The sequence below is a fragment of the Pseudoalteromonas sp. MIP2626 genome, from assembly GCF_013414205.1.
Classification (GTDB): domain Bacteria; phylum Pseudomonadota; class Gammaproteobacteria; order Enterobacterales; family Alteromonadaceae; genus Pseudoalteromonas; species Pseudoalteromonas nigrifaciens.
Genome location: NZ_JAATTW010000023.1, coordinates 33,829 through 55,103 on the forward strand (window position 1 = coordinate 33,829; position 21,275 = coordinate 55,103).

Annotated in this window: 12 protein-coding genes and 5 pseudogenes; 3 read left to right on the forward strand and 14 right to left on the reverse strand. The window is 40.8% G+C overall.

The window, feature by feature from the left end:
* Nucleotides 1-214 precede the first annotated feature (214 nt).
* The 8 genes and pseudogenes from fusA to ylqF form a co-directional block, all read right to left on the reverse strand.
* Nucleotides 215-2,299 carry an elongation factor G gene (gene fusA, locus HC000_RS11075; RefSeq protein ID WP_179807656.1) on the reverse strand — a complete coding sequence of 695 codons (2,085 nt, stop codon included), beginning with the start codon at nt 2,297-2,299 and terminating at the stop codon, nt 215-217.
* A 199-nt stretch (nt 2,300-2,498) separates the two neighbouring features.
* On the reverse strand, nt 2,499-2,858 hold the full coding sequence (locus HC000_RS11080) for an HTH domain-containing protein (protein ID WP_226898045.1): 360 nt from the start codon (nt 2,856-2,858) through the stop codon (nt 2,499-2,501).
* An 88-nt stretch (nt 2,859-2,946) separates the two neighbouring features.
* Nucleotides 2,947-3,603, reverse strand: coding sequence for a 3-oxoacid CoA-transferase subunit B (locus tag HC000_RS11085; protein WP_179807657.1), 657 nt, complete (start codon nt 3,601-3,603; stop codon nt 2,947-2,949).
* Between the two features lie 11 nt (nt 3,604-3,614).
* Nucleotides 3,615-4,305: pseudogene (locus tag HC000_RS11090) on the reverse strand (CoA transferase subunit A).
* A gap of 9 nt (nt 4,306-4,314) precedes the next feature.
* Nucleotides 4,315-5,076 (reverse strand): annotated as a pseudogene (locus HC000_RS11095) (3-hydroxybutyrate dehydrogenase).
* Between the two features lie 9 nt (nt 5,077-5,085).
* A pseudogene (locus tag HC000_RS11100) lies at nt 5,086-5,958 on the reverse strand (homoserine O-acetyltransferase); the annotation flags it as partial.
* Nucleotides 5,958-8,221: pseudogene (locus HC000_RS11105) on the reverse strand (PAS-domain containing protein); the annotation flags it as partial. The pseudogenes HC000_RS11105 and HC000_RS11100, both read right to left, overlap by 1 nt.
* A 633-nt stretch (nt 8,222-8,854) precedes the next feature.
* Complete coding sequence (ylqF, locus tag HC000_RS11110; protein ID WP_011329575.1) at nt 8,855-9,808, reverse strand: ribosome biogenesis GTPase YlqF; 954 nt, start codon at nt 9,806-9,808, stop codon at nt 8,855-8,857.
* A gap of 491 nt (nt 9,809-10,299) precedes the next feature.
* On the opposite strand from ylqF, the gene HC000_RS11115 reads away from it, so the two are divergent.
* On the forward strand, nt 10,300-10,836 hold the full coding sequence (locus tag HC000_RS11115) for a YaeQ family protein (RefSeq protein ID WP_058374423.1): 537 nt from the start codon (nt 10,300-10,302) through the stop codon (nt 10,834-10,836).
* A gap of 21 nt (nt 10,837-10,857) precedes the next feature.
* Complete coding sequence (locus tag HC000_RS11120) at nt 10,858-11,463, forward strand: alpha/beta hydrolase (protein ID WP_086993140.1); 606 nt, start codon at nt 10,858-10,860, stop codon at nt 11,461-11,463.
* Here HC000_RS11120 and HC000_RS11125 read toward each other — a convergent pair.
* On the reverse strand, nt 11,460-11,669 hold the full coding sequence (locus HC000_RS11125) for a hypothetical protein (protein WP_011329578.1): 210 nt from the start codon (nt 11,667-11,669) through the stop codon (nt 11,460-11,462). The two genes, HC000_RS11120 and HC000_RS11125, sit on opposite strands and share 4 nt — an antisense overlap.
* A gap of 340 nt (nt 11,670-12,009) precedes the next feature.
* On the opposite strand from HC000_RS11125, the gene HC000_RS11130 reads away from it, so the two are divergent.
* A complete protein-coding gene (locus HC000_RS11130) occupies nt 12,010-12,483 on the forward strand; it encodes a Dps family protein (protein ID WP_011329579.1) in 474 nt (157 codons plus the stop codon).
* Between the two features lie 104 nt (nt 12,484-12,587).
* Here HC000_RS11130 and HC000_RS11135 read toward each other — a convergent pair whose 3' ends face one another.
* The 5 genes and pseudogenes from HC000_RS11135 to HC000_RS11155 all read right to left on the reverse strand — a co-directional run bounded on the left by HC000_RS11135 (nt 12,588) and on the right by HC000_RS11155 (nt 21,092).
* A complete protein-coding gene (locus tag HC000_RS11135) occupies nt 12,588-14,666 on the reverse strand; it encodes a S9 family peptidase (RefSeq protein WP_179807658.1) in 2,079 nt (692 codons plus the stop codon).
* Between the two features lie 234 nt (nt 14,667-14,900).
* Nucleotides 14,901-15,467: a chitin-binding protein gene (locus HC000_RS11140; protein WP_179807663.1), complete on the reverse strand. Its 567-nt coding sequence runs from the start codon at nt 15,465-15,467 to the stop codon at nt 14,901-14,903.
* Nucleotides 15,468-15,657: 190 nt separating this feature from the next.
* On the reverse strand, nt 15,658-18,783 hold the full coding sequence (locus HC000_RS11145) for an efflux RND transporter permease subunit (protein WP_179807659.1): 3,126 nt from the start codon (nt 18,781-18,783) through the stop codon (nt 15,658-15,660).
* An 11-nt stretch (nt 18,784-18,794) separates the two neighbouring features.
* A complete protein-coding gene (locus HC000_RS11150) occupies nt 18,795-19,979 on the reverse strand; it encodes an efflux RND transporter periplasmic adaptor subunit (protein WP_179807660.1) in 1,185 nt (394 codons plus the stop codon).
* Nucleotides 19,980-20,325: 346 nt separating this feature from the next.
* Nucleotides 20,326-21,092: pseudogene (locus HC000_RS11155) on the reverse strand (PhzF family phenazine biosynthesis protein).
* Between the last annotated feature and the right edge of the window lie 183 nt (nt 21,093-21,275).

A 21,275-nucleotide genomic window follows, 5' to 3' on the forward strand; every position in this document is an offset into this window, starting at 1 on the left:
GTTAATAACTCATTGGGCTCGCTGTAATCGTTATATTTAACGCCAAATTAGCGCATGCTGGGCATTTACGCGCCGTTATTACCTAGCCTTAAAAGGAAACGCAATGCTGTAAATTTAACCTCGAAAGATAAGCACACCCTAATATATCAATTTTATTATGGGCAATAAAAAACCCGCAACATGTGCGGGTTTTTTTAAAGAGTTAAGGTGCTAATTACTTAGCAGCTTTTTTCTCTTTTTCTGCAGCGATTACAGCTTCAGCAACGTTTTGTGGACATGGTGCGTAGTGTGAGAACTCCATAGAGAACTGACCACGACCTGATGTCATTGTACGTAATGAACCGATGTAACCGAACATTTCTGATAACGGTACGTCTACTTTAATGCGAACGCCAGTTAAACCAGGCTCTTGGTCTTTCATCATACCACGACGACGGTTAAGGTCACCGATTACGTCACCTACATGATCTTCCGGCGTGAACACGTCAACTTTCATGATTGGCTCAAGAAGTTGTGCACCCGCTTTAGGGATAGATTGACGGAAAGCACCTTTAGCAGCGATTTCGAACGCGATTGCTGATGAATCCACTGCGTGGAAGCCACCATCAAAAAGCTCAACTTCAACGTCAAGTACTGGGAAGCCAGCTAGAACACCAGTGCCCATCATTGACTTAAAGCCTTTCTCAACTGCAGGCCAGAATTCTTTAGGTACGTTACCACCAACAACAGATGATTTAAACGTGAAACCAGAAGCAACTTCGCCTGGCTTAATACGGTAATCAATTTTACCGAACTGACCAGAACCACCAGACTGTTTCTTATGCGTGTAGCTATCTTCAATTTCTTTAGTGATAGTTTCACGGTAAGCAACCTGTGGTTGACCAACAATAAGGTCTACACCGTAAGTACGCTTAAGGATATCTACTTTGATATCTAGGTGAAGCTCACCCATACCTTTAAGAATAGTTTCGCCTGAATCTTCATCAGTCTCAACTTGAAAAGATGGATCTTCTGCAACCATTTTACCGATAGCAACACCCATTTTCTCATTACCGCCTTTATCTTTAGGCTGTACAGCAATCGAGATTACTGGAGTTGGGAATACCATTGGCTCAAGTGTTACTGGGTGCTTAGGATCACATAATGTGTGACCAGTTTGCACGTTTTTCATGCCTACGATAGCAATGATGTCACCAGCTTGTGCGCTAGCTAATTCATTACGGTCGTCTGCTTGCATCTCAACCATACGGCCAACACGCTCAGTTTTACCAGTAAACGCATTAAGGATAGTGTCACCCTTGTTTAGTTTACCTGAGTAAATACGTACGAATGTTAACGCACCAAAACGGTCATCCATTATTTTGAATGCTAACGCTTTAAATGGTAGGTCTGTAGATACGATAGCGAATTCGCCGTTTTCATTACCTTCTTCATCCATAAGAGGTTGAGGATCAACTTCTGTAGGAGATGGTAAGTAATCAACAACTGCGTCAAGAATAAGCTGCATACCTTTGTTTTTGTATGCTGAGCCACAGTATGTTGGGAAGAAAGCAAGGTCACGAGTACCTTTACGGATACAACGCTTCACATCTTCAATTGAAGGGATTACACCTTCCATGTACGTTTCTAGTAGCTCATCGTCTTGCTCAACAGCAGTTTCGATAAGTAACTCATGGTATTCCTCAACTTGGTCAACCATGTCTGCAGGAACGTCTTCAATAGTGTAGTTTTCTGGAAGACCAGTCGCATCCCAAACATATGCTTGCTTGGTTAAAACGTCAACAACACCAACAAACTCATCTTCTCTACCGATTGGTAAAGTCATGATTAATGGAGTTGCACCAAGTACTTTTTGTACTTGATTAGTTACACGGAAGAAATCAGCACCCATACGGTCTAATTTGTTTACGAAAATAACACGTGCTACACCTGACTCATTCGCATAACGCCAGTTAGTTTCTGATTGTGGTTCAACACCACCAGAGCCACAGAATACACCGATGCCGCCATCTAATACTTTAAGTGAACGGTAAACTTCAACAGTGAAGTCAACGTGTCCAGGAGTATCGATAACGTTAAAACGGTGATCTTTCCAGAAACAGCTTACAGCCGCAGACTGAATAGTAATACCACGCTCAGCTTCTTGATCCATGAAATCTGTAACTGATGTGCCATCGTGCGTGTCACCACTTTTGTGGATTTTACCAGTAAGCTTTAGTATACGCTCAGTGGTGGTAGTTTTACCCGCATCAACGTGCGCGAAAATACCAATGTTTCTGTACTTCGATAAATCTGCCATTAGTTTACTCTTAATAAAGTCGAAAAATTATTCGGCCAGAGTATAACATCACTTAAAGCGAACATCACCATAGAAGTCGCTTAAAATGCAGCCAATTATATAAAAAAAATAATCCATCCTTTGAAATAGCTATTTTTTGTAGTCGGAGCGAGCGATCTATTTACCTAATGAGGCCTTACCTTACTCTGTACTCTTTATTTTATTGGCATATTTTATAGCAACGCTCTGGACGACCAATACTACCATAGCTTTGATCGGCTCTAACCTGTTCCGCTTCAAGCATATATTCTAGATATCGGCGAGCAGTCGATCGGCTTACACCAACTAAATCGCCCATTTGCTGAGCTGTAAATGCTGTTTCTTTATGTTCATTAAATGCAGTTATTATTTTTTTTAAGGTAAGCGAGTCGACTCCTTTGGGTAAGCGTGTTGTGGTGCTAACGCGCTCTTTTGAACCAAATAGAGTATCAACCATAGACTGCGTTACCTCAACAGCAGCCGAAAAACATTGTTGGCGAGCTTCAAAACGTGCCAGAGCTTGATCTAACCTACTTAACATTAGTGGTTTTATAACGCGGATTCAAATTGGTAGCTTTTTAAGTTATAAAAAAACCCGCAACAATGCGGGCTTAATTAATAAGCTATTATTAAAATGTCATTTCGGGTGTGTTTTTAGGGATAATTAAACGCCCCTGTGTTTTCGCTTGAATTTCTTCTACGCTCACTCCGGGGGCGCGCTCTAACAAATGAAATGCACCATCTTTAATTTCCAGTAAGGCCAAGTCGGTAATTACTTTATTAATACACCCCACACCGGTGAGCGGTAAGCTGCACTCACTGAGTAATTTTGACTCACCATGCTTATTAGCGTGGGTCATGGTACAAATAATGTTTTTTGCACCAGCCACTAAATCCATCGCACCGCCCATACCTTTTATTAACTTATTGGGGATCATCCAGCTAGCAATATTGCCGTTTTGGTCAACCTCAAAGGCACCCAATACGGTTAAGTCAACATGACCGCCGCGGATCATCGCAAAGCTTTCGGCTGAGTTAAAAATTGCTGCGCCAGTGGCGGCAGTAACGGTTTCTTTACCGGCGTTTATCATATCAGCATCGAGCGCATCGGCAGTAGGATACTGCCCCATACCCAGTAGGCCATTTTCTGATTGCAGCATTACTGCAATATTATTGGGGACATAGTTAGCTACTAAGGTAGGAATACCAATGCCTAAATTAACGTAATAGCCATCTTGTAATTCCATCGCGACTCGCTTGGCGATTTGTTCACGTGTTAATGCCATTAGCTTACTCCTTACTGCTTTGCTGCTTGGGTGGTCACTTTTTCTATGCGTTTTTCAAACACCCCTTTTATAACCCGGTCGATATAAATACCGGGAGTGTGTATTTGGCTTGGCTCTAACTCCCCAGGCTCTACAATTTCTTCTACTTCGAGTACAGTTATTTTACCTGCGGTGGCGGCCATAGGATTAAAGTTCATCGCGGTATGGCGATAAATACAATTACCAAAGCGATCCGCTTTCCAGGCTTTTACAATGGCAAAGTCACCGGTAATACTGTGTTCTAACAAGTAGTCTCGACCATTAATATTGCGCGTTTCTTTGCCCTCAGCCACTGGCGGTATAAAAAGCAGGAATACCTGCACCACCAGCGCGCATTTTTTCAGCCAGTGTACCTTGTGGAGTAAGCTCTACATCTAGCTCACCACTAAGTAGTTGCTGCTCAAATAAGGCATTTTCGCCCACATACGAGGCCACCATTTTGCGTATTTGTTTATCCTCTAGTAACACGCCTAAACCAAAACCATCTACGCCACAGTTATTAGACACCACAGTTAAGTTACGAATACCTTGGCGTTTAATTTGACCAATAAGCCCCTCCGGTATACCACACAAACCAAAACCACCGGCAATCACTGTCATGCCATCTTCAAGCCCTGCCATTGCTTCGCTGTAACTGCTTACTACTTTATCGAATCCTGCCATTGTTAGCTCCTATTGTGCGGTCCAGCCGCCATCTATTGCTATAGCTTGTGCGGTAATGTTTCGCGCCGCATCAGCCATTAAAAAGGTTACCGTATGGTGTATTTCATCTAAACCAATAAAGGCTTTTTTAGGCATGGGTGCTAGCATAATAGTATCGATAACTTGTTGCTCAGATAAACCATGCTCTTTGGCTTGTGCGGCAATTTACTGCTCTACTAGCGGAGTTTTCACATACGCGGGACACACGGTATTAATGGTTATATTGGCATCTCCTGTTTCAAGCGCTATGGTTTTACTAAAGCCAATTAAGCCATGTTTGGCGGCCACATAGGCCGACTTATATTTAGAGGCCACCATGGCATGAATAGAGCCAATATTAATAATTCGGCCAAAATTTTGTTCCCGCATTTTAGGCAATACCGCTTGGGTCATCATTGCGGGCCCAACGAGCATTACTTGCTGCAAAAATTGCCATTTATCAGCCGGAAATTCTTCAAGCTTTGCTACGTGCTGAATGCCGGCATTATTTATAAGTACATCAACAGCTTGCGGTAACTGCTTAAAAAAAACGGTAATTGCCTCGCTGTCGGCCACATTTAATGCATAACCTTGGGCTTTCCCGCCATTAGTAACAATATCTTCTGCCGCTTCTTTTGCGTACGCTGCATTTAGGTCGGTTACTATAATATGATGACCCGCTGCGGCTAATTGCTGTGCTATATATAAGCCAATACCGCTGGCTGCACCGGTTATTAAAATTGTTTTGCTCATGCAGGCCTACTAGTTGGCTAAAAACTCACTAATTTGCTGCGCTTTAGGCGTAATCGAAAATAGCCCATCTAAATGACCCCAGCCTCCCGCAATTTCAGAAATAGTAACCTCCTTACCTAGTTCATCCATTATTGAGTGCATTTTGCGGACATTTTCGGGACGTAGTAATAAATCGTTAGTGGCAGGTAGCAATAAGGTTTTTGCCTGCACCTTTTTTAGGGCATCAGTTAAATTGGCTGATCTACCTACGGTAAATAACTGCGATGCTCGCACTAAGTACAACACATGGTTTGCATCTTGTAGCTTAGCTTTAGCTAATGCTCTAGCCTCTAAAACTTGGTTTACTTTTGGTAGAGTACGAATATCTTGCAGTGCGTCGTCATCTAGCACCTCAAAATTTGGGAAACTAGCGTTATAAATAAGCGGATGCATAGCATCTTGGGTAATGTTTAGTAGCGTAGCGGTAAGCCCTGCAAGCGGGCGCTCTTTATTATAGTAATTACCTTGCTGCCAGTTTTTATCTAAACGAATTGGCATAGCCCACTTTTCTAGTGCCGACACAGTCCATGCATCCATGGTTGCTGCGCCAATTACATGTACTAAGCGCTCTACTTGCTCTGGATAACGTACCGCCCACTCCAGTGCCTGAAACGATCCCATTGAGGCACCTATTACGGCATGCAGTTTGTTAATACCTAAACTATCGAGTAAGCGTTTTTGCACTTCAACAAAATCAGTAATGGTCACTACCGGAAAATCAAGGCCATACGGTTTACCTGTTGCCGGATTAGTTGATGCAGGGCCAGTCGTAATTACATTAGGATCGTGCCAATTGGCATTAACTAAAGTGTCTGAGCTAATTACAAAGTATTTATTAGTGTCTGTTGTTTTACAAACTCGGTAATATCGGTATAAGTAGTTACAAAGCCACCACCGGGCAGTGGGTTGCCTTGCATTTCGAATACTCGGCCATCGCTGTGCGAACGCTGAAATTTATAAGCACTGCCTTGCTTTAAATACGCTAAGCGCTTATCTATTTCAATGGCAATATTACCGCTATTAAATAACCCTCGCAGCGCATTAAAGCGAATAATATCGGCTACTGGCCGGCCAATATATAAAGCATCGTCTGGGTAAGTAAACATACGTTTATAGCCTTTATTCCACGCTACTAAACGCAATTCACTATCTACCACACTTATACCTTGTTGAATGTTTTCAATTGTGGATTGTAAAAGATCGCGGTTAAATTTAAGTACTTGGCTGGCTTCATCTACAAATTCGGCCACTTGCTCTAATGGTTGGCGCTGCTCATTTTTAGCTACGTCTAAAATAAGCCGTGCCGATGCACCGCCTATTACTGCCGACATCTCACGCTCTACCAATAACTCTAACTCGGCTTTAGCCGGGCTTTTCCATTGGCTTTTATCATCAGGAAAATAATGATTAACTAACGATTGGCTCGCTTCTTTTTCAGCAAAACGCTGCAATAAAGCCCCCAGGTCATGATAACTCAACGGATGCAATGTAGTGTCTAGGCGTGAATCATGGGGTTGTGCAATAAATTTATTACTTTGTAATCGCTCAGCAAGAGTGGCTTGACTAAAAAAGGGCATTAATAAATACACTAAGCAATTTGCACCTAAAGATAGCAATAACGCTTGGCTAATACTCTCCAAACCAAGCGACAATAAATCGGTAGGCGCCAGCCAAGCTATTTGCCATGGCCCTTCTGTTAGCCAACTACTTTGGCTACCCAGGCCACTGGCCAAGTTTGGTAATAGTAAGGTATAACCCCAAATAATAAAGCCGGTTAAAATACCCAGTTGCGCGCCTCTGCAAGAGGCATGTCGCCACCACAAACCAATTATCATGGCAGGTGCAAACTGCGCCACTAAAGTAAACGACATTAAGCCCACTGTGGCTAAAGTGCTGGTTTCTCCAAGTACTCGGTGAGTAAAGTAACTAAGTAGTAAAATGAGCACAATAACAATTTTACGCGCATGTAATAAGTTGTTTTTATCTAACCCACGGCTACTTGAGGTAAGCTGCGAGCGACGTAAAATAAACTGATTAATAAAATCATTAGTGATCATTACCGATAATACAATCGACGATACAATCACCATACTGGTTGCTGCCGAAAACCCACCTAAAAATGCCAATAACGTTACCAGGGTATTGTTTGCCGCCATAGGCAATGCTAATACAAAAGAATCGTGGCCAATATCATTGCCATTAAAGTAAACCAAGCCGGCGTAAGCTATAGGTAAAATAAATAAATTAATTAGTAGCAAATAAAGTGGAAATATCCACCGCGCTTTGGCCAGTTCATTGTCGTTATTGTTTTCAATAAAGCTCATATGAAACTGACGCGGCAAACATAACGTAACTAAAAACCCTAGTAAGGTGTGCGCAACATATACATAAACAGGGCTTTGCGTAGCGGTAACTTGGGTGGGTAGTTTAAGCTCATAGGCTTTTTCGTATAAGGCGACTGGGTTATCAAATAGTGCAAAGCAAACATATAACCCACTGTAATAAATGCCAGCAACTTTACCACCGACTCAAACGCAATACTGGCGATAAGCCCTGGGTTATGCTCGCTTGGCCGTAACCGCCTAGCACCAAATAAAATAGCAAATAAAGCTAAAAGTAAGGTGATATAAAAAGTACTGTCGGCCCACACCGCATTACTTTGCGTGGGTGCTCGGTCGGTAAGCAAGTTAATACTTTGCGCCGTAGCACTAAGCTGCAAAGAAGTATACGGCACAATTGCAATCACCGAAATAAGCGACACCAAACCCGACAAACTCGATGATTGTCCATACCGAGTGGCTATAAAGTCGGCCATTGAGGTAAGTTTTTGTTGCCGACAAATATGCGCAATGCGGCAATATAGCTGCCAACCAAAAATAAATAATATAATAGTGCCCGCATAAGTAGGGGCGAGCCACCAGCCATTACTTGCAGCCTGTGCGGTAGTGCCAAAAAAAGCCCACGAGGTACAATAAACCCCTAACGACAAACCATAAGTTAAGCCTTTAAAAGGTAAAACCTTACGCTTATCGGCCCACCCTGCAACAGCAAACAATATGCCTAAATACACCACGGCAATTAAGCTAATCGACCAAATAGAAAACATAGTTTTATTCTTTTAATTATTTTTATAATTATTTATCTAGCATATGTGTTTTTGCAGAAAAAAGCAGCACCCACTTTAGTGCTAACAATTCAAAATATGCACGACAAAAATAAATAAGAACTATTTGCATTTGGGTGTTGACACACACCTAAATCTAATTGATAATCACTATCAACAAGGAGGGGGTACATCCTAACTTGTTACGAAATAAACTGATTTGTTTCTCGACCCTGGAACAACGTGTAGCGCACGTTAACTGCTATGGTTACTTGTAAATTCAACACAACGCCCCTTGATGTTGATAACGAGTAACCGCCCTACTATTTTACTTGCTACATTGCTCATATCGGTGACGGTAGATATGAAACTAAAAAAGCCCTTACGGGCTTTTTTTATGTCTGTAATTTAACAAACTTTAATTACTTATAACGCTAAATAACCTGAACTCTGGTTAAGAGATTTACTAACGTATTGAATCATGGTGATATTTAAATTTATTTTCTCTAGCCAGAGATTCTCAGTGAAAACAAGGCGAATTTACGCGTCAATAGCTGGCCTATTGCAAGTAAATTCAACGCAGTTAGCGCTGAAAATAGCTGCTCGAGATAGATTATCCTAGGTTCAGATTAATTATTAACGACGATTTTTACGCGCTCGCGCTCGGCGTTGTAACTTTTCGTCTTCTTTGGCTTGCTTTTTAGCCGCCGCAGCCGCACGTAAACCAGCAACCATTATCTCTTCTTCCTCACGCATTTGTGGGGTTTCCATAGTAATGCGGCCAATAATGCCATCGCGTAGTTCGTTAATTAAAATTTCCGACATTTTGTAAGTGTCTATTTGGTTACCACCACGAATACAACCACGCTTTTTACCCGCTAATTCAACAAACTCCCAGTCACTCTCTGGTAGTTCATCTATTTTGTAGCGTGTTTTTAGTAGCTCAGGGTACGCCTTTATTAAATACTCAGCTGTGTAGCTCGCCACTTCTTCATACTCAAGTGCTGTATCGCGTATTGCGCCAGTTGCGCCTAAGCGGTAACCCGAGTTTTCATTTTCAACTTTTGGCCATAGCATACCCGGCGTATCGTAAAGCATAATGCCGTCTTCAAGCTTAATACGTTGCTGCGCTTTAGTTACCGCAGGCTCGTTACCTGTTTTAGCAACTATACGCCCAGCTAACACATTAATTAACGTAGATTTACCCACGTTAGGAATACCCATAATCATGGCTTTAATTTGCTTATCGGCACCCACCTTGTGAGGCACTAACTTTTTACACAGCTCATTAATACGGTGTACTTCAGCCGCTTTATCATTACCAAAAGCAATTGCTTTTACGCCGTTTTCTTGCTCAAAGTAATCTTTCCATATTTGAGTCATTTTTGGATCGGCTAAATCGGCTTTATTCAAAATTTTAATTACCGGTTTACCTTCACGCAGCGTCGCCACCATAGGGTTTTCGCTACTATAAGGAATGCGCGCATCAAGCACCTCAATAATCACATCCATTTGCGGCATTATTTCTTTAATTTCGTTACGGGCTTTATTCATGTGCCCAGGGAACCACTGTATTCCTGCTCTACTCATTTGATTTGCAAACCTTTTATTCTAACCCATAACGCCATGGGGTACTGTGTGGGGTACTAAAGAGTACAATTACACTTTTTGTACTTGGCTAATAGTGTCAGTTTACTACACAAAGAGGATTTAATTCTTCTTAAAATAAACTAGCCGTTGAAATTTTAATCATGCTATCGCACTTAAGCTTTGATAGAAAAATATCTTATTTACGCTCGGATAAAAAGTATGTGGCTACATTGAGTAAATTTTCTTTATTTTTCAGCCTATAAGGTATACAACTAATAAAACAACCTCATGCCCAATACAAACTAAAAACAAAAAATTCAATCCCATGAATAAAACCCAATCAACCTCTATAAAACATAACTAACAATTATTAATCTTACTCAGTAAATTGATATGGCAGCAGTTAAACACTATTGTAAATTTCTTGCTATTTTCACAGGCAATTCATTTAATTGCGCTATACTGGCGCAAATTTTTTCAAATAAGTAGTTATGGCTCTTAAATCCACCATTATGAAAGTGCAGTTGTCGCTTAGCGATATGGACCGTCACGTTTACCAAGATTTTAATTTAACCTTGGCCCAGCATCCTTCAGAAACCGAACAACGTTTGATGATCCGCTTACTCGCTTTTGCACTCAATAGCTGTGATGGTTTAGAATTTACCAAAGGATTAAGTTCTGACGATGAGCCCGAGCTGTGGCATAAAAACTACAGTGAAGAAATAGAGCTGTGGATAGAGCTGGGTTTACCTGACGAAAAGCGCCTTAAAAAAGCCTGTAATAAAGCTAAAAAAGTGGTGCTTTACACTTATGGCGAAAACAACCAGGCTATTTGGTGGCAAAAACAGCAGCCTAAATTACGTGATTTTAAAAATCTTAGTATATTTAGTTTAGATTATGGTGTTACCCAAGCTTTGGCCAATTTGGTTGATCGTAATATAAAGCTTGCTATTACTATTCAAGATGGCGAGATGTGGGTTAATACCGACACGACCAATATTGAAATAAAACCACAGCAGTTAATGTGATAACACCAAGGTGAGGGGCGTATGAAGGTTAAGCAGGTTATTGTTTTACACGGCTTATATATGTCTGGCTTTGTGATGCGCCCGTTGTGCTCTCGCTTAAAAAGTTCTGGCGTAAAAGTTTTAAACCTAACTTACAATACGCTCACTCCTAATCGCGATGCTATTTTTGCGCAAATAGATGAGTTTATAGGCGATCAGCCTTCGGCTTTTGTTTGCCATTCTATGGGCGGGCTTGTTGCTCGTGCGTATCTTGAGGCGAACTCGCCTGCAAGCCAACATGTTGAAAAAGTAATTACTTTAGGCACCCCACATAAAGGCAGCCATATTGCGCAAAAAATGCAGCAAAAAGGGTTTGAATCTTTTTTAAAAAATAGCGTAGAGTTTTTACTTTCTAAAAACGGTAATTGGCCTTTTAAAGCCAAACTTTACAGTATTGCTGGTGATTTACCCATAGGGCTTATGCCGCTTATTGTTAAAGGCAGTTGCTCTGATGGCACTGTATTACTTGATGAAACCAAGCTCAAAGGTATGGCCGAACATAAAGTGTTTCATTTAAGCCATACCAGTATGATTTACTCTCGCCAAGTACTCGATTATATTTTAGAGCGCTTAAACGAAGACGATTAATCTTCTGCCGCTGCTGCAATTTTATAACTAATTAAAAATATAATACCTAATACTAGTGGTATAGGTGCGGCTATATAACCAAAAGTATCAAAGTTAGCAAAGCTGGCACTGGCTAAATGCGCTATTACGCCAATTAAAAACACTACCACGGCGATACCCGTTACGATCAATTCAGCTTTATGTTGTTTAGCTGTTTTTGTGCTCACTTTATTTCTCCTAATGATTGCTACCTCCTTATTATGCGTTATCAAGTCGAATGATTTTTGACCTAAATCAATTAATGCGACAGCGGCGCACTTAACTTGTTTAAAGCTTGTTTTGGATCATGATTTGTAGTGTTGAAGATATATTTTCCCTTCAGGGGTGGTATTTTAATTAATCCGACCCATTACTATTAATGATCTATTTATTATTTTTATAAGCAATGTAAGTACACGATTTATTTAAGCTATTAATCCCATCTATTTAAATTATTTTACTAACGGCTGATGATAGGCAATACTCATTAGCAGTTAACGTTATTAACGGTTATTTAAGGAACAAGCTATGTCACAGGTAAATGCTATTGGTTTAAACAGTGCAAAAAGTGAAGACATTATTAAGTCATTAAACTCGCTACTGAGCAGCTATCAAATTCAGTACATGAACGCACGTGGGTTTCATTGGAATATTAAAGGCCGTAACTTTTTTGAACTACACATTAAGTTTGAAGAAATTTATAACTTATTGCTTTTAAAAGTAGATGAAGTTGCTGAGCGTATTTTAACGCTAGATGGTGCGCCACTGCATGCGTTTTCAGATTACCTAGAAGTAAGTAAAATTAAAGAAGCTAAAGGTATTAGCGACGGTGTAGCTGCAGTAGAGAACTTACTTGCAGGTTACAGTGTGTTGATTAAAATGCAGCGCGAAATTTTAAGCCAAGCAGCCGATGCAAACGACGAAGGTACAGCCGCGCTAATGAGTGATTATATTTCAGAGCAAGAAAAACTTGTTTGGATGTTAAAAGCTTACTTAGATTAATAAAAGTTAAATGCATTAACCGCTGTATTTAAGCAGCTATAAAATAAAAACATCGCCTACTTTACAGTGGCGATGTTTTTATTTGTGCACTTTTTAATTGTTGCCTAATTATTTAGTAAGGCGATAAAAAAGGCCATTTCGAGCGCTCTTTCTTCTAAGCTTTTAAAACGCCCAGATGCGCCACCGTGTCCGGCATCCATATCGGTTTTAAATACTAAAATATTATTATCGGTTTTTAGCTCGCGCATTTTAGCTACCCACTTCATCGGTTCCCAATATTGTACCTGTGAGTCGTGCAGCCCTGTGGTTATTAGCATATGCGGATACTCTTGCGCGCAAATATTATCGTACGGTGAATAGGCTGCAATTACATCATAAAATTGCGCATCGTTAGGGTTACCCCACTCGTCGTATTCGTTGGTGGTTAGCGGAATACTTTCATCTAACATAGTGGTTAGCACATCTAAAAATGGCACATGACAACCAACGCCACAATAAAGCTCAGGTGCTTGGTTTACCACGGCTCCCATTAATAAACCACCCGCACTGCCACCCGATGCAAATACTTTATTTTTATCGCCGTAACCTTGCTCAACCAGCGCTTTAGTAACGTCTATAAAGTCGTTAAAGCTGTTTTGTTTATGTTGTTTTTTACCTTGCTCGTACCACTGCCTACCTAACATTTCTGAGCCACGCACATGCGCAATAACGTACACAAAGCCGCGATCGAGTAAGCTTAATGATGTACTCGAAAAACTAGGATCAATAGTATAGCCATAAGCACCATAGCCATATTGAAACAACGGGTTAGTACCGTCCTTTTTAAAGCTCTCTTTACGGTAAACAACAGATACAGGTACTTTTACGCCATCGCGTGCAGTTATCATTAGGCGTTCTGACTGATAATTATCGGCGTTAAAGTCTCCTAATATTTGCTGTTGTTTTAGTAAGGTTTTTTCGCCTGTAGTTAAATCAACATCGTATAGCGAGCCAGGCGTAGTTAAGCTTGAGTAGTAAATACGGGCACTGCGTGATTCTGGCTCTGGATTCATTGCTATGGCGGCGTAGTAGCAAGGATCTTCAAACGCTAATGTCATGCGTTCACCTTGTTTATTAACAACCACAAAACGGGCTTGCCCTTGCTCGCGCTCACTTAATACTAAAAAGTCGTTAAATAATTCTACACCTTCAAGCAGTACATCATCGCGATGAGCTGTGTGCTGCTGCCACTGGGTTTTATCGGCAATAGTTTGACTGGTTGCGGTCATTAAGCGAAAGTTTTTGGCTTGCCAATTCGTCACTATGTAAAAAGTATCGCCAAGCTTATCAACGTCAAATTCATGGCCTTCTTCGCGTGGCATTAATGCGTTGAACTCGCCGTTTGGCTGGTCAGCATCAAGTACCCAGGTGTCGTTAGTTTCGGTGCTGGCTAAATCAATAATAATAAGGCTTTCGTCGCGACTTTTGCCCAGCCCCATAAAAAAGCTGCTGTCTTGCTCTTCGTACACCATTACATCTTGGCTTTGCTCTGTACCCAGCACGTGCCTAAATACTTGGTAACCTAATAATGTTTTTAGATCTTTTTTAACGTAAAAAACCGTTTTATTGTCGTTAGCCCAAACCACTTGGCCTTCGGTGTTTTCTAACTTATCGGTGAGCATTTCGTCAGTGGTTATATTTTTAAAGTGCACGGTATAAATACGACGCCCTTCAGTATCTTCTGAGTACGCCATTAATTGCTCACACGGGCTCAGTGCTACTTCGCCTAGCTCAAAAAATTCAAATCCGGCCGCTAGCTTATTTACATCTAATAAAATTTGCTTATCGCTAGTACTCATATCACTACTGCGATAATGACGAGAATATTCGTCATCGCCACGCACTTCAGAGTGATACCAGTATTTGCCATCTTTAACCGGTACTGTATTGTCGTCTTTTACAATACGGCCCTTTAGCTCTTCAAAAAGAATGTTTTGCAATGGCTGCATTGGCGCTAATTGCGCTTCACAATAGCTGTTTTCAGCATGTAAATGCGCTAATACATCTTTATTTTGACGTTCGTCATCACGCATCCAATAGTAATTATCGATACGTGTTTTATCGTGTGTGTTAAGGGTATAGGCTTGCTTTTCAGCAATAGGGGAGCTTGGCAGCAAGGCCAAAGAAAAATCAGAAGTAGACACAAATAAACCGATTAAAAAATAACAATATTTGCCAGTTTACCATAAAAATAAAAAAGCCCACTCATTGCTGAGCGGGCTAAACGGTATAAGTACAATTACTAAAATTTCTGCAATTTTTATTGTTGTCTTTATACCTTGGGAAGAGAGCACCTTGGGAAGAGAGTACCTCAAGAAGAATATCTTAAGAAAAACACCTTGAGAAATAATTCCAATTCAAAACTGTATACAAGCTATTTATTTTACTTGCTGCCAAGCCATAGCCCAGCTTTTACCCACTCCGGGTTCAAACATGGCACTTTGCTCACCATTAACACGGCAATACTCACTAAATGGCCATGCTTTACACTGATAAATATGCCCTGTTTTGGGCTGCAATACTTTTATGCCTGCATTATAACTATCGCCACCAGCGGGATAAACACTATCGTATTCTGCGCTATTTTCTATCACCGACACATTGCGTTTAGCCAAACAATTAACACTAACATCCGCTTTACAAATACCGCTTGATTCTAGTGCAAATATTTGATTATAACGATAAGCAACTACTAGCCCTGTATCGGTCATGCGCCCTGCGCTAACTAAGGGAACATGCACATTAATATATTCTGCTATTAGGCGCGGCCACGTATTAGGCCCTCCCTGCTCAGATACCGTCACTTCATAACTAAATGATAAATCGACTAGCTCTCCTTGCATGTCATAAAAGGTTACTACCACAGAATCGCCAATAGATAATTGGACATCCTGATTTAAGCAACCTATTGGTGTCCATTTTCCACAGACCAATGACGTATGCATAAACACAGCAACACCTTAAAATCCAAACCTTGCATTGGTAATACACAAATACACAGCCAAGACATTTAGAGCAATAAACAAACAAAAGAATGTAACCAAGATTTAAATCTAATACTTAAGCTCTATACAAAACAAAAAGCCAACCTAATTCGGTTGGCTTTTTACTTTGCTGCTTACTTACAATGCTATTTTAAATTGTAGCTTTAGTGGTTTTTTTACTAAACGGGCGTTTAAATAACGCGCCTATATCCGTTAAAATAATATATAAACACGGTACTAATATCAGTGTTATTAAAGTAGCAAACATAACAGCAAAGCCCAGCGCTACTGCCATTGGGGTAACAAATTTAGCTTGTAGGCTGGTTTCAAACATAATGGGTAATACCCCTGCAAAGGTAGTAATTGAGGTGAGCAATATAGCTCTAAAGCGTGCACAGCCTGCCTCAATAACGGCATCTTTAATACTTACGCCGTTACGGCGTACTTGGTTTACATAATCGGTCATAACTAGGGAGTCGTTTATTACTACCCCTGCAGCGGCTATTAAACCAAAGCCCGACATTAAACTAATATCTAAACCAAACCAATAATGCCCCCAAATAGCCCCCGTTAAGCTAAACGGAATAACCGACATAACAATAAGCGGTTGCGAGTAACTTTTTAATGGCACAGCCAGTAAAATATAAACGAGGATCATGCCGCCAATAAAAAACATCATTTGCTCACTTGCTTGCGCTTGTTGCTCCTCTATTGCACCACCTAGCTCAGATTTAACTGTAGGGAACTCATCTTTAAGCTGCGGCAATAAGTTTTCTTTAACTTGTTTAACTACTTCACCTGGCTCTATTTGTTCTTCGTCGATACTGCCATATACATAAACTGTACGATAGCCTCCTTCACGGCGAATATAACTAATGCCTGGTGTTTCGGTTAGCTCAACTACATCACCGAGTAATACCTCACGCCCTTGTGGTGTGGTGATCACTGCATGTTTAAGTGATGAAAATGCTTCGCGAGTAAGCTTAGGGTAACGAACCATTACACGTACTTCTTCGCCGTTTCTGATCACGCGCTGCGCTTCACCACCATAAAAGCTAGCACCTACTTGGGTGGCAACACTCGAAAGATCTAAACCTAAGTCGTAAGCAACCGGTTTTAAGCTCATTTGCACTTCTTTACTAGCAGGATCAATGGTCGAGCTAATATCAAACAAACCTTTTTGTTGCTGCAGTAATTGAATAAAACGACGCCCTGCATTATTTAGCGTGTCTATGTCTGAGCCATACAATAAATAGCCAAACTCACCATTACCGTTGGCACCGCCGCCGCCAGCATCATCTTGAATAGTTAACGACTTAACGCCAGCTATGGTTGGCATAGCCTCACGCCAACGACGCGATAACTCAAAGGCGTTATACGGACGCAAGTCTTCATCAACTAATGGCGCTAATAACTGTGACTCTGTTCTACCTTGGTTAAATACCAAGATATCGCGGATCATTTTTTTACCAAATTCACGCTCGGTTGCTTCATCAACTTGCAGCACCATAGCTTCAATGTCGCGAATAGCTGCAATGGTTTGTATGTCTGAAACATTGTCATTCATTTCTACGCGTATTTGTGGAAAGTCGTGCGGTACTTTAGGGGTGGGTACAGTACGTACTTTGTTTGAGGTAATTAACCCAACGCTAAGAATAAGCATTGCTATAAATGCAAACATCACCGTCCAGCGCCATTCTACGCAGCGCACAATAAAGCGTTTATACGGGCCATTTACAAAGCCAAAAAAACGGGTATTAAAGCGATCGCGCCAACTGCCTTTTTTAATAGGTGCAAAGTGCGTATGAGCAATATGCGCCGGTAAAATTAGTTTTGATTCAACCAAACTAAATACTAAGCACAGCATTACCACTACCGCTATACCGTAAAAAAACGCGCTTTCTGGGCCGCTCGATAAGGTAAATGGTGCAAACACTGCAATTGTGGTTAATACGCCAAAAGTCGCAGGCGTTGCAACACGATTAGCGCCGCGCACTACGCTTTCAACACCACCACCACTTCTTTCTATTTCGGTGTAGGCGCTCTCTCCTATGACTATGGCGTCGTCCACCACTATTCCCAGCACCATAATAAACGCAAATAACGAAATAATATTAATGCTAATACCAAATACCGGCATCATCATCATCGCACCTAAAAAGCACACTGGCAGCCCTAGCATTACCCACAGCGCCAGTTTAAAACGCAAAAATAACGACAACATAATTGCCACTAAAATAGCGCCCTGAAACAAGTTAGCTTTCATCATATCAAGGCGAGCATTTAGATAGTAAGTCATATCCATTAATGGCTCTAACCGTATACTGGGTGGCAGCTGATTATTTTTTTGCTCTATAAATGCTTTAACCGACTCGGCAACCGGGATCATGTTTTGCTCTTGGGTTGCTTTAACCGAAAGATACACCGCATTTTGCCCATTAAACTTAAAGTAGCGCTCACCTTCGGTAAATTGGTCTTTAATTACGGCAATATCTTGCAACAATACTTTTGCGCCATATTCGCCAATTTTTACCGGTATTTTTCGAAACTCTTCGCCGCTATAAAATTGATTTTCTACGCGTACCGAAATAACTCCCGAGTCAGTTTTTAGCTGCCCTGCCGAAAAGTTAGCTGAATATCTGCGTACTGCAGTCATTACATCGCTTAAGGTTAAGTTATATTGGCGCAGCGTATCGGGTTCAATTTCAATGGCTATTTCATCAAGTGGCACATCGTTAACAACTAGCGATACATTAGAAAGCTGCAATAACTCACTCTCTATTTGGTTTGCAATTGGCTTAAGCTCGCTCAGTGGCAGGTCGGCTACTAAGGTCATGCCTATTACGTCTTGTCTAAACTCTACTTGGCTAATTGTTACCGGCTCCATACCGCCAGGAAACGTGGCTATACCATCTACGCGAAGTTTTACTTTATCGAGCACGTCGGTAAGTTTAACGTCAGTATTTATTTCTAAGCTCGCACGGCCACCATTACGAAACGCACGATACACGCCTTTTTTAATTTCGGTTACATCCTTAAGCGACTCCTCAATTTTTATGAGAATACTTTCTTCTATTTCTTGTGGCGATGCACCAGGATAGTTAGCTTCAATATTAATGTAGTTAATTTCTACATTAGGAAACATTTGGCGCTGAATAGTAAAGTAACTAATAATCCCCATTACAATGATAAAAAACATCATTAAATTGGCAGCTACCGAATTTTTTGCAAAGTAGGCAATAATACCCGTTTGCTTTTGCTCTATTGGTTCATTCATATTTTGCTGCCTTACAACTGCTGAGTATTAGAGTTGCTTGTCTCTGAGCTTTCAGTTGCGCTGTTAGTATTAGTACCAGCCACTTTTACTTCCATGCCCTTTTGCGGATACTCTGGCAAGGTAACAACGAGTTTATCGTCTGCATTTAAACCGCTGTTAATATAAAAAAACTCACCTTCTTCTCTAATAACCGTTACTTTGCGCGGCTCAAGTTGTTGCTGATCATTTACTATCCATACCGTTTGATTATTCACTAATGCTTGCGGTAAACGGTAAATGTTACTGAGCATAGCGCCTGCAAAACTTACCTGTACGTAGCTGCCAAATTTAATTGCTGGTTGTTTGCTTTTTAAACCGTAAGGGTCGTCAATTCGCACCACTAAACTACTCATGCGGGTAGCACTATCTACAATACCTAAATCGCGGTCTATTACTGCTTCACGAGTAAAGCTATTTAGTCCTTTTTGAATCACTGTTGCAGTAATACCTTTAATACGCTCTGGTAAAAAAATGCTATCAAAACCGGCAATAGGAATGATCACCTCTGCGGTTTCTATGTTATTAATTTCGGCCACTTGCGAGCCCATAGATACAAACTGACCAACACCAATATTACGACTAATAACGAGCGCATCGTATGGCGCAGTTATTTCGCAGTTTTCTAAGTCACGTTGCGCACGTTTTAAAGCAGCTTGTGCCGATTTAACCGCCGCTTGTGCACTCAACACTTGTGGTTTACGTAAAAATAAATCTGTACGGGCCTTACCTGGAAAGCGGGTTGCTTCGTCTGCTGCTACTTGTGCTTGTGCTTGCTCTTCAATTAAGCCTGCTTGTGCGCGTGCAAGCTCAGCCTCTGCCATTAAAACGGCTGCTTGGTAATTGTCTTTTTCAATAGTAAATAGGGTTTCGCCTCGGCCAACTACACCACCGGCAATAAAGTTAGGATGCCAACTTAATACCTCACCCGACACCTGCGCCGACAATTGGGTATTTTCAAGCGGCTTTACTTCACCGTAACTATTAATAATAACCTGATGATTATTTGCCAAAGCACTTTCTACTGTAACGGTAGGGCGTGTATCTACTGGTTTTTTTTCTGCCGATTCTTCTGCAATAGCGTTAATTCCCATAAAGCTCACTATGCCAATGGCAAGTGCAACAAAAGGAAAAACCCATTTAAGTATTCTTGTTTGCATAACTTAATTACCTCAAAAACTCACTAACAACATAATAACAGAGCTTAACCAAATATTAACGACGCATTTGTAAGTAACTATTTCTAAAATAGCTCTCAATTAATAAAAAGAATAACAAGTAATACTACAGAGAAATTAAAGCTGTAATTTTTAAGTTTATAAATCAATAACTTTAAACAAGAATGAATAGTAGAGGCGCGGTTTGAAGTAATAAGTATATAGTGGCGGCTGCGTCGCCTGTGCTAACTTTCAAAAATTATATTTTTAAATAAAAACGTTTTATTCGCAGCGCAAGAGTAATAGCATGATTTATTTATACACAATTTAGAAAGTATGTAGCGCTTTGCTAAATAAAAATAGTGCCGGTTAAATACCTTACCGCATGCCCTGTGATCGTTACATATGTATCACCAACATCGCATAGTAACTGCCCTCCACGGCTCGAAGCCTGATAAGCACGTAACCTTGTTTTAGTTAATTGCTGCGCCCAATAAGGGGCAAGGCCGGTATGAATAGAGCCTGTTACATAATCTTCATCGCCACCACTGGCGGGCCAAAAGTAGCGAGACACAAAATCGTATTTATCTCCAGGCGCGCTGGCAACCACATCGAGCGGAAATAACGTTTTTAGTAACTGCGAATCGGTTTTAAGCTGAGTTACATCTTGCTCATTATCGTAAATAACAAAATAAGCTTGGCGGTTTTTTAGCACTTTTGTGGGCGCTTTTGATAAACCATTTAGCAGTGCAGAAGGGGTATTTAATACAGCAACCGGGGCTTGTTTTGGAAAGGTCATGGCAAAGCTACCATCGCTATTTTATTAACGACTAACTCGCCCACGGCAGCAGCATAAAAACGCACTTGCGCTAAATTATGCTGCTCACAAAGCACATAAGCAGCTGCCAGTGTGGCATGGCCACAAAAGTCAATTTCCATCAAAGGTGAGAACCAGCGAATAGCAAAGCTGCCATCGCTTTGCTGGCAAGTGAAAGCGGTTTCAGACACGTTATTTTCTGCGCCAATTTTTAGCATTAAATCGTCGCTTAACCACGTATCTAGGGGGATCACTGCGGCATAATTGCCTTTAAATAATTCATTAGTAAACGCATCTATTCCTAAATTCGGATAATAAGTGCAATTTCTCAGATTAGATGGCCAGCTGTTATAATTCGGCCATTTTCTCGCCAAAGGAAATTGCTTTAATGAAATATAAACAGCTGACACAAGAAGAAAGATACCAGATTTACGCGTTAATAAAAGCAGGAAATAACCAAAAACAGATAGCTGAAGAACTAA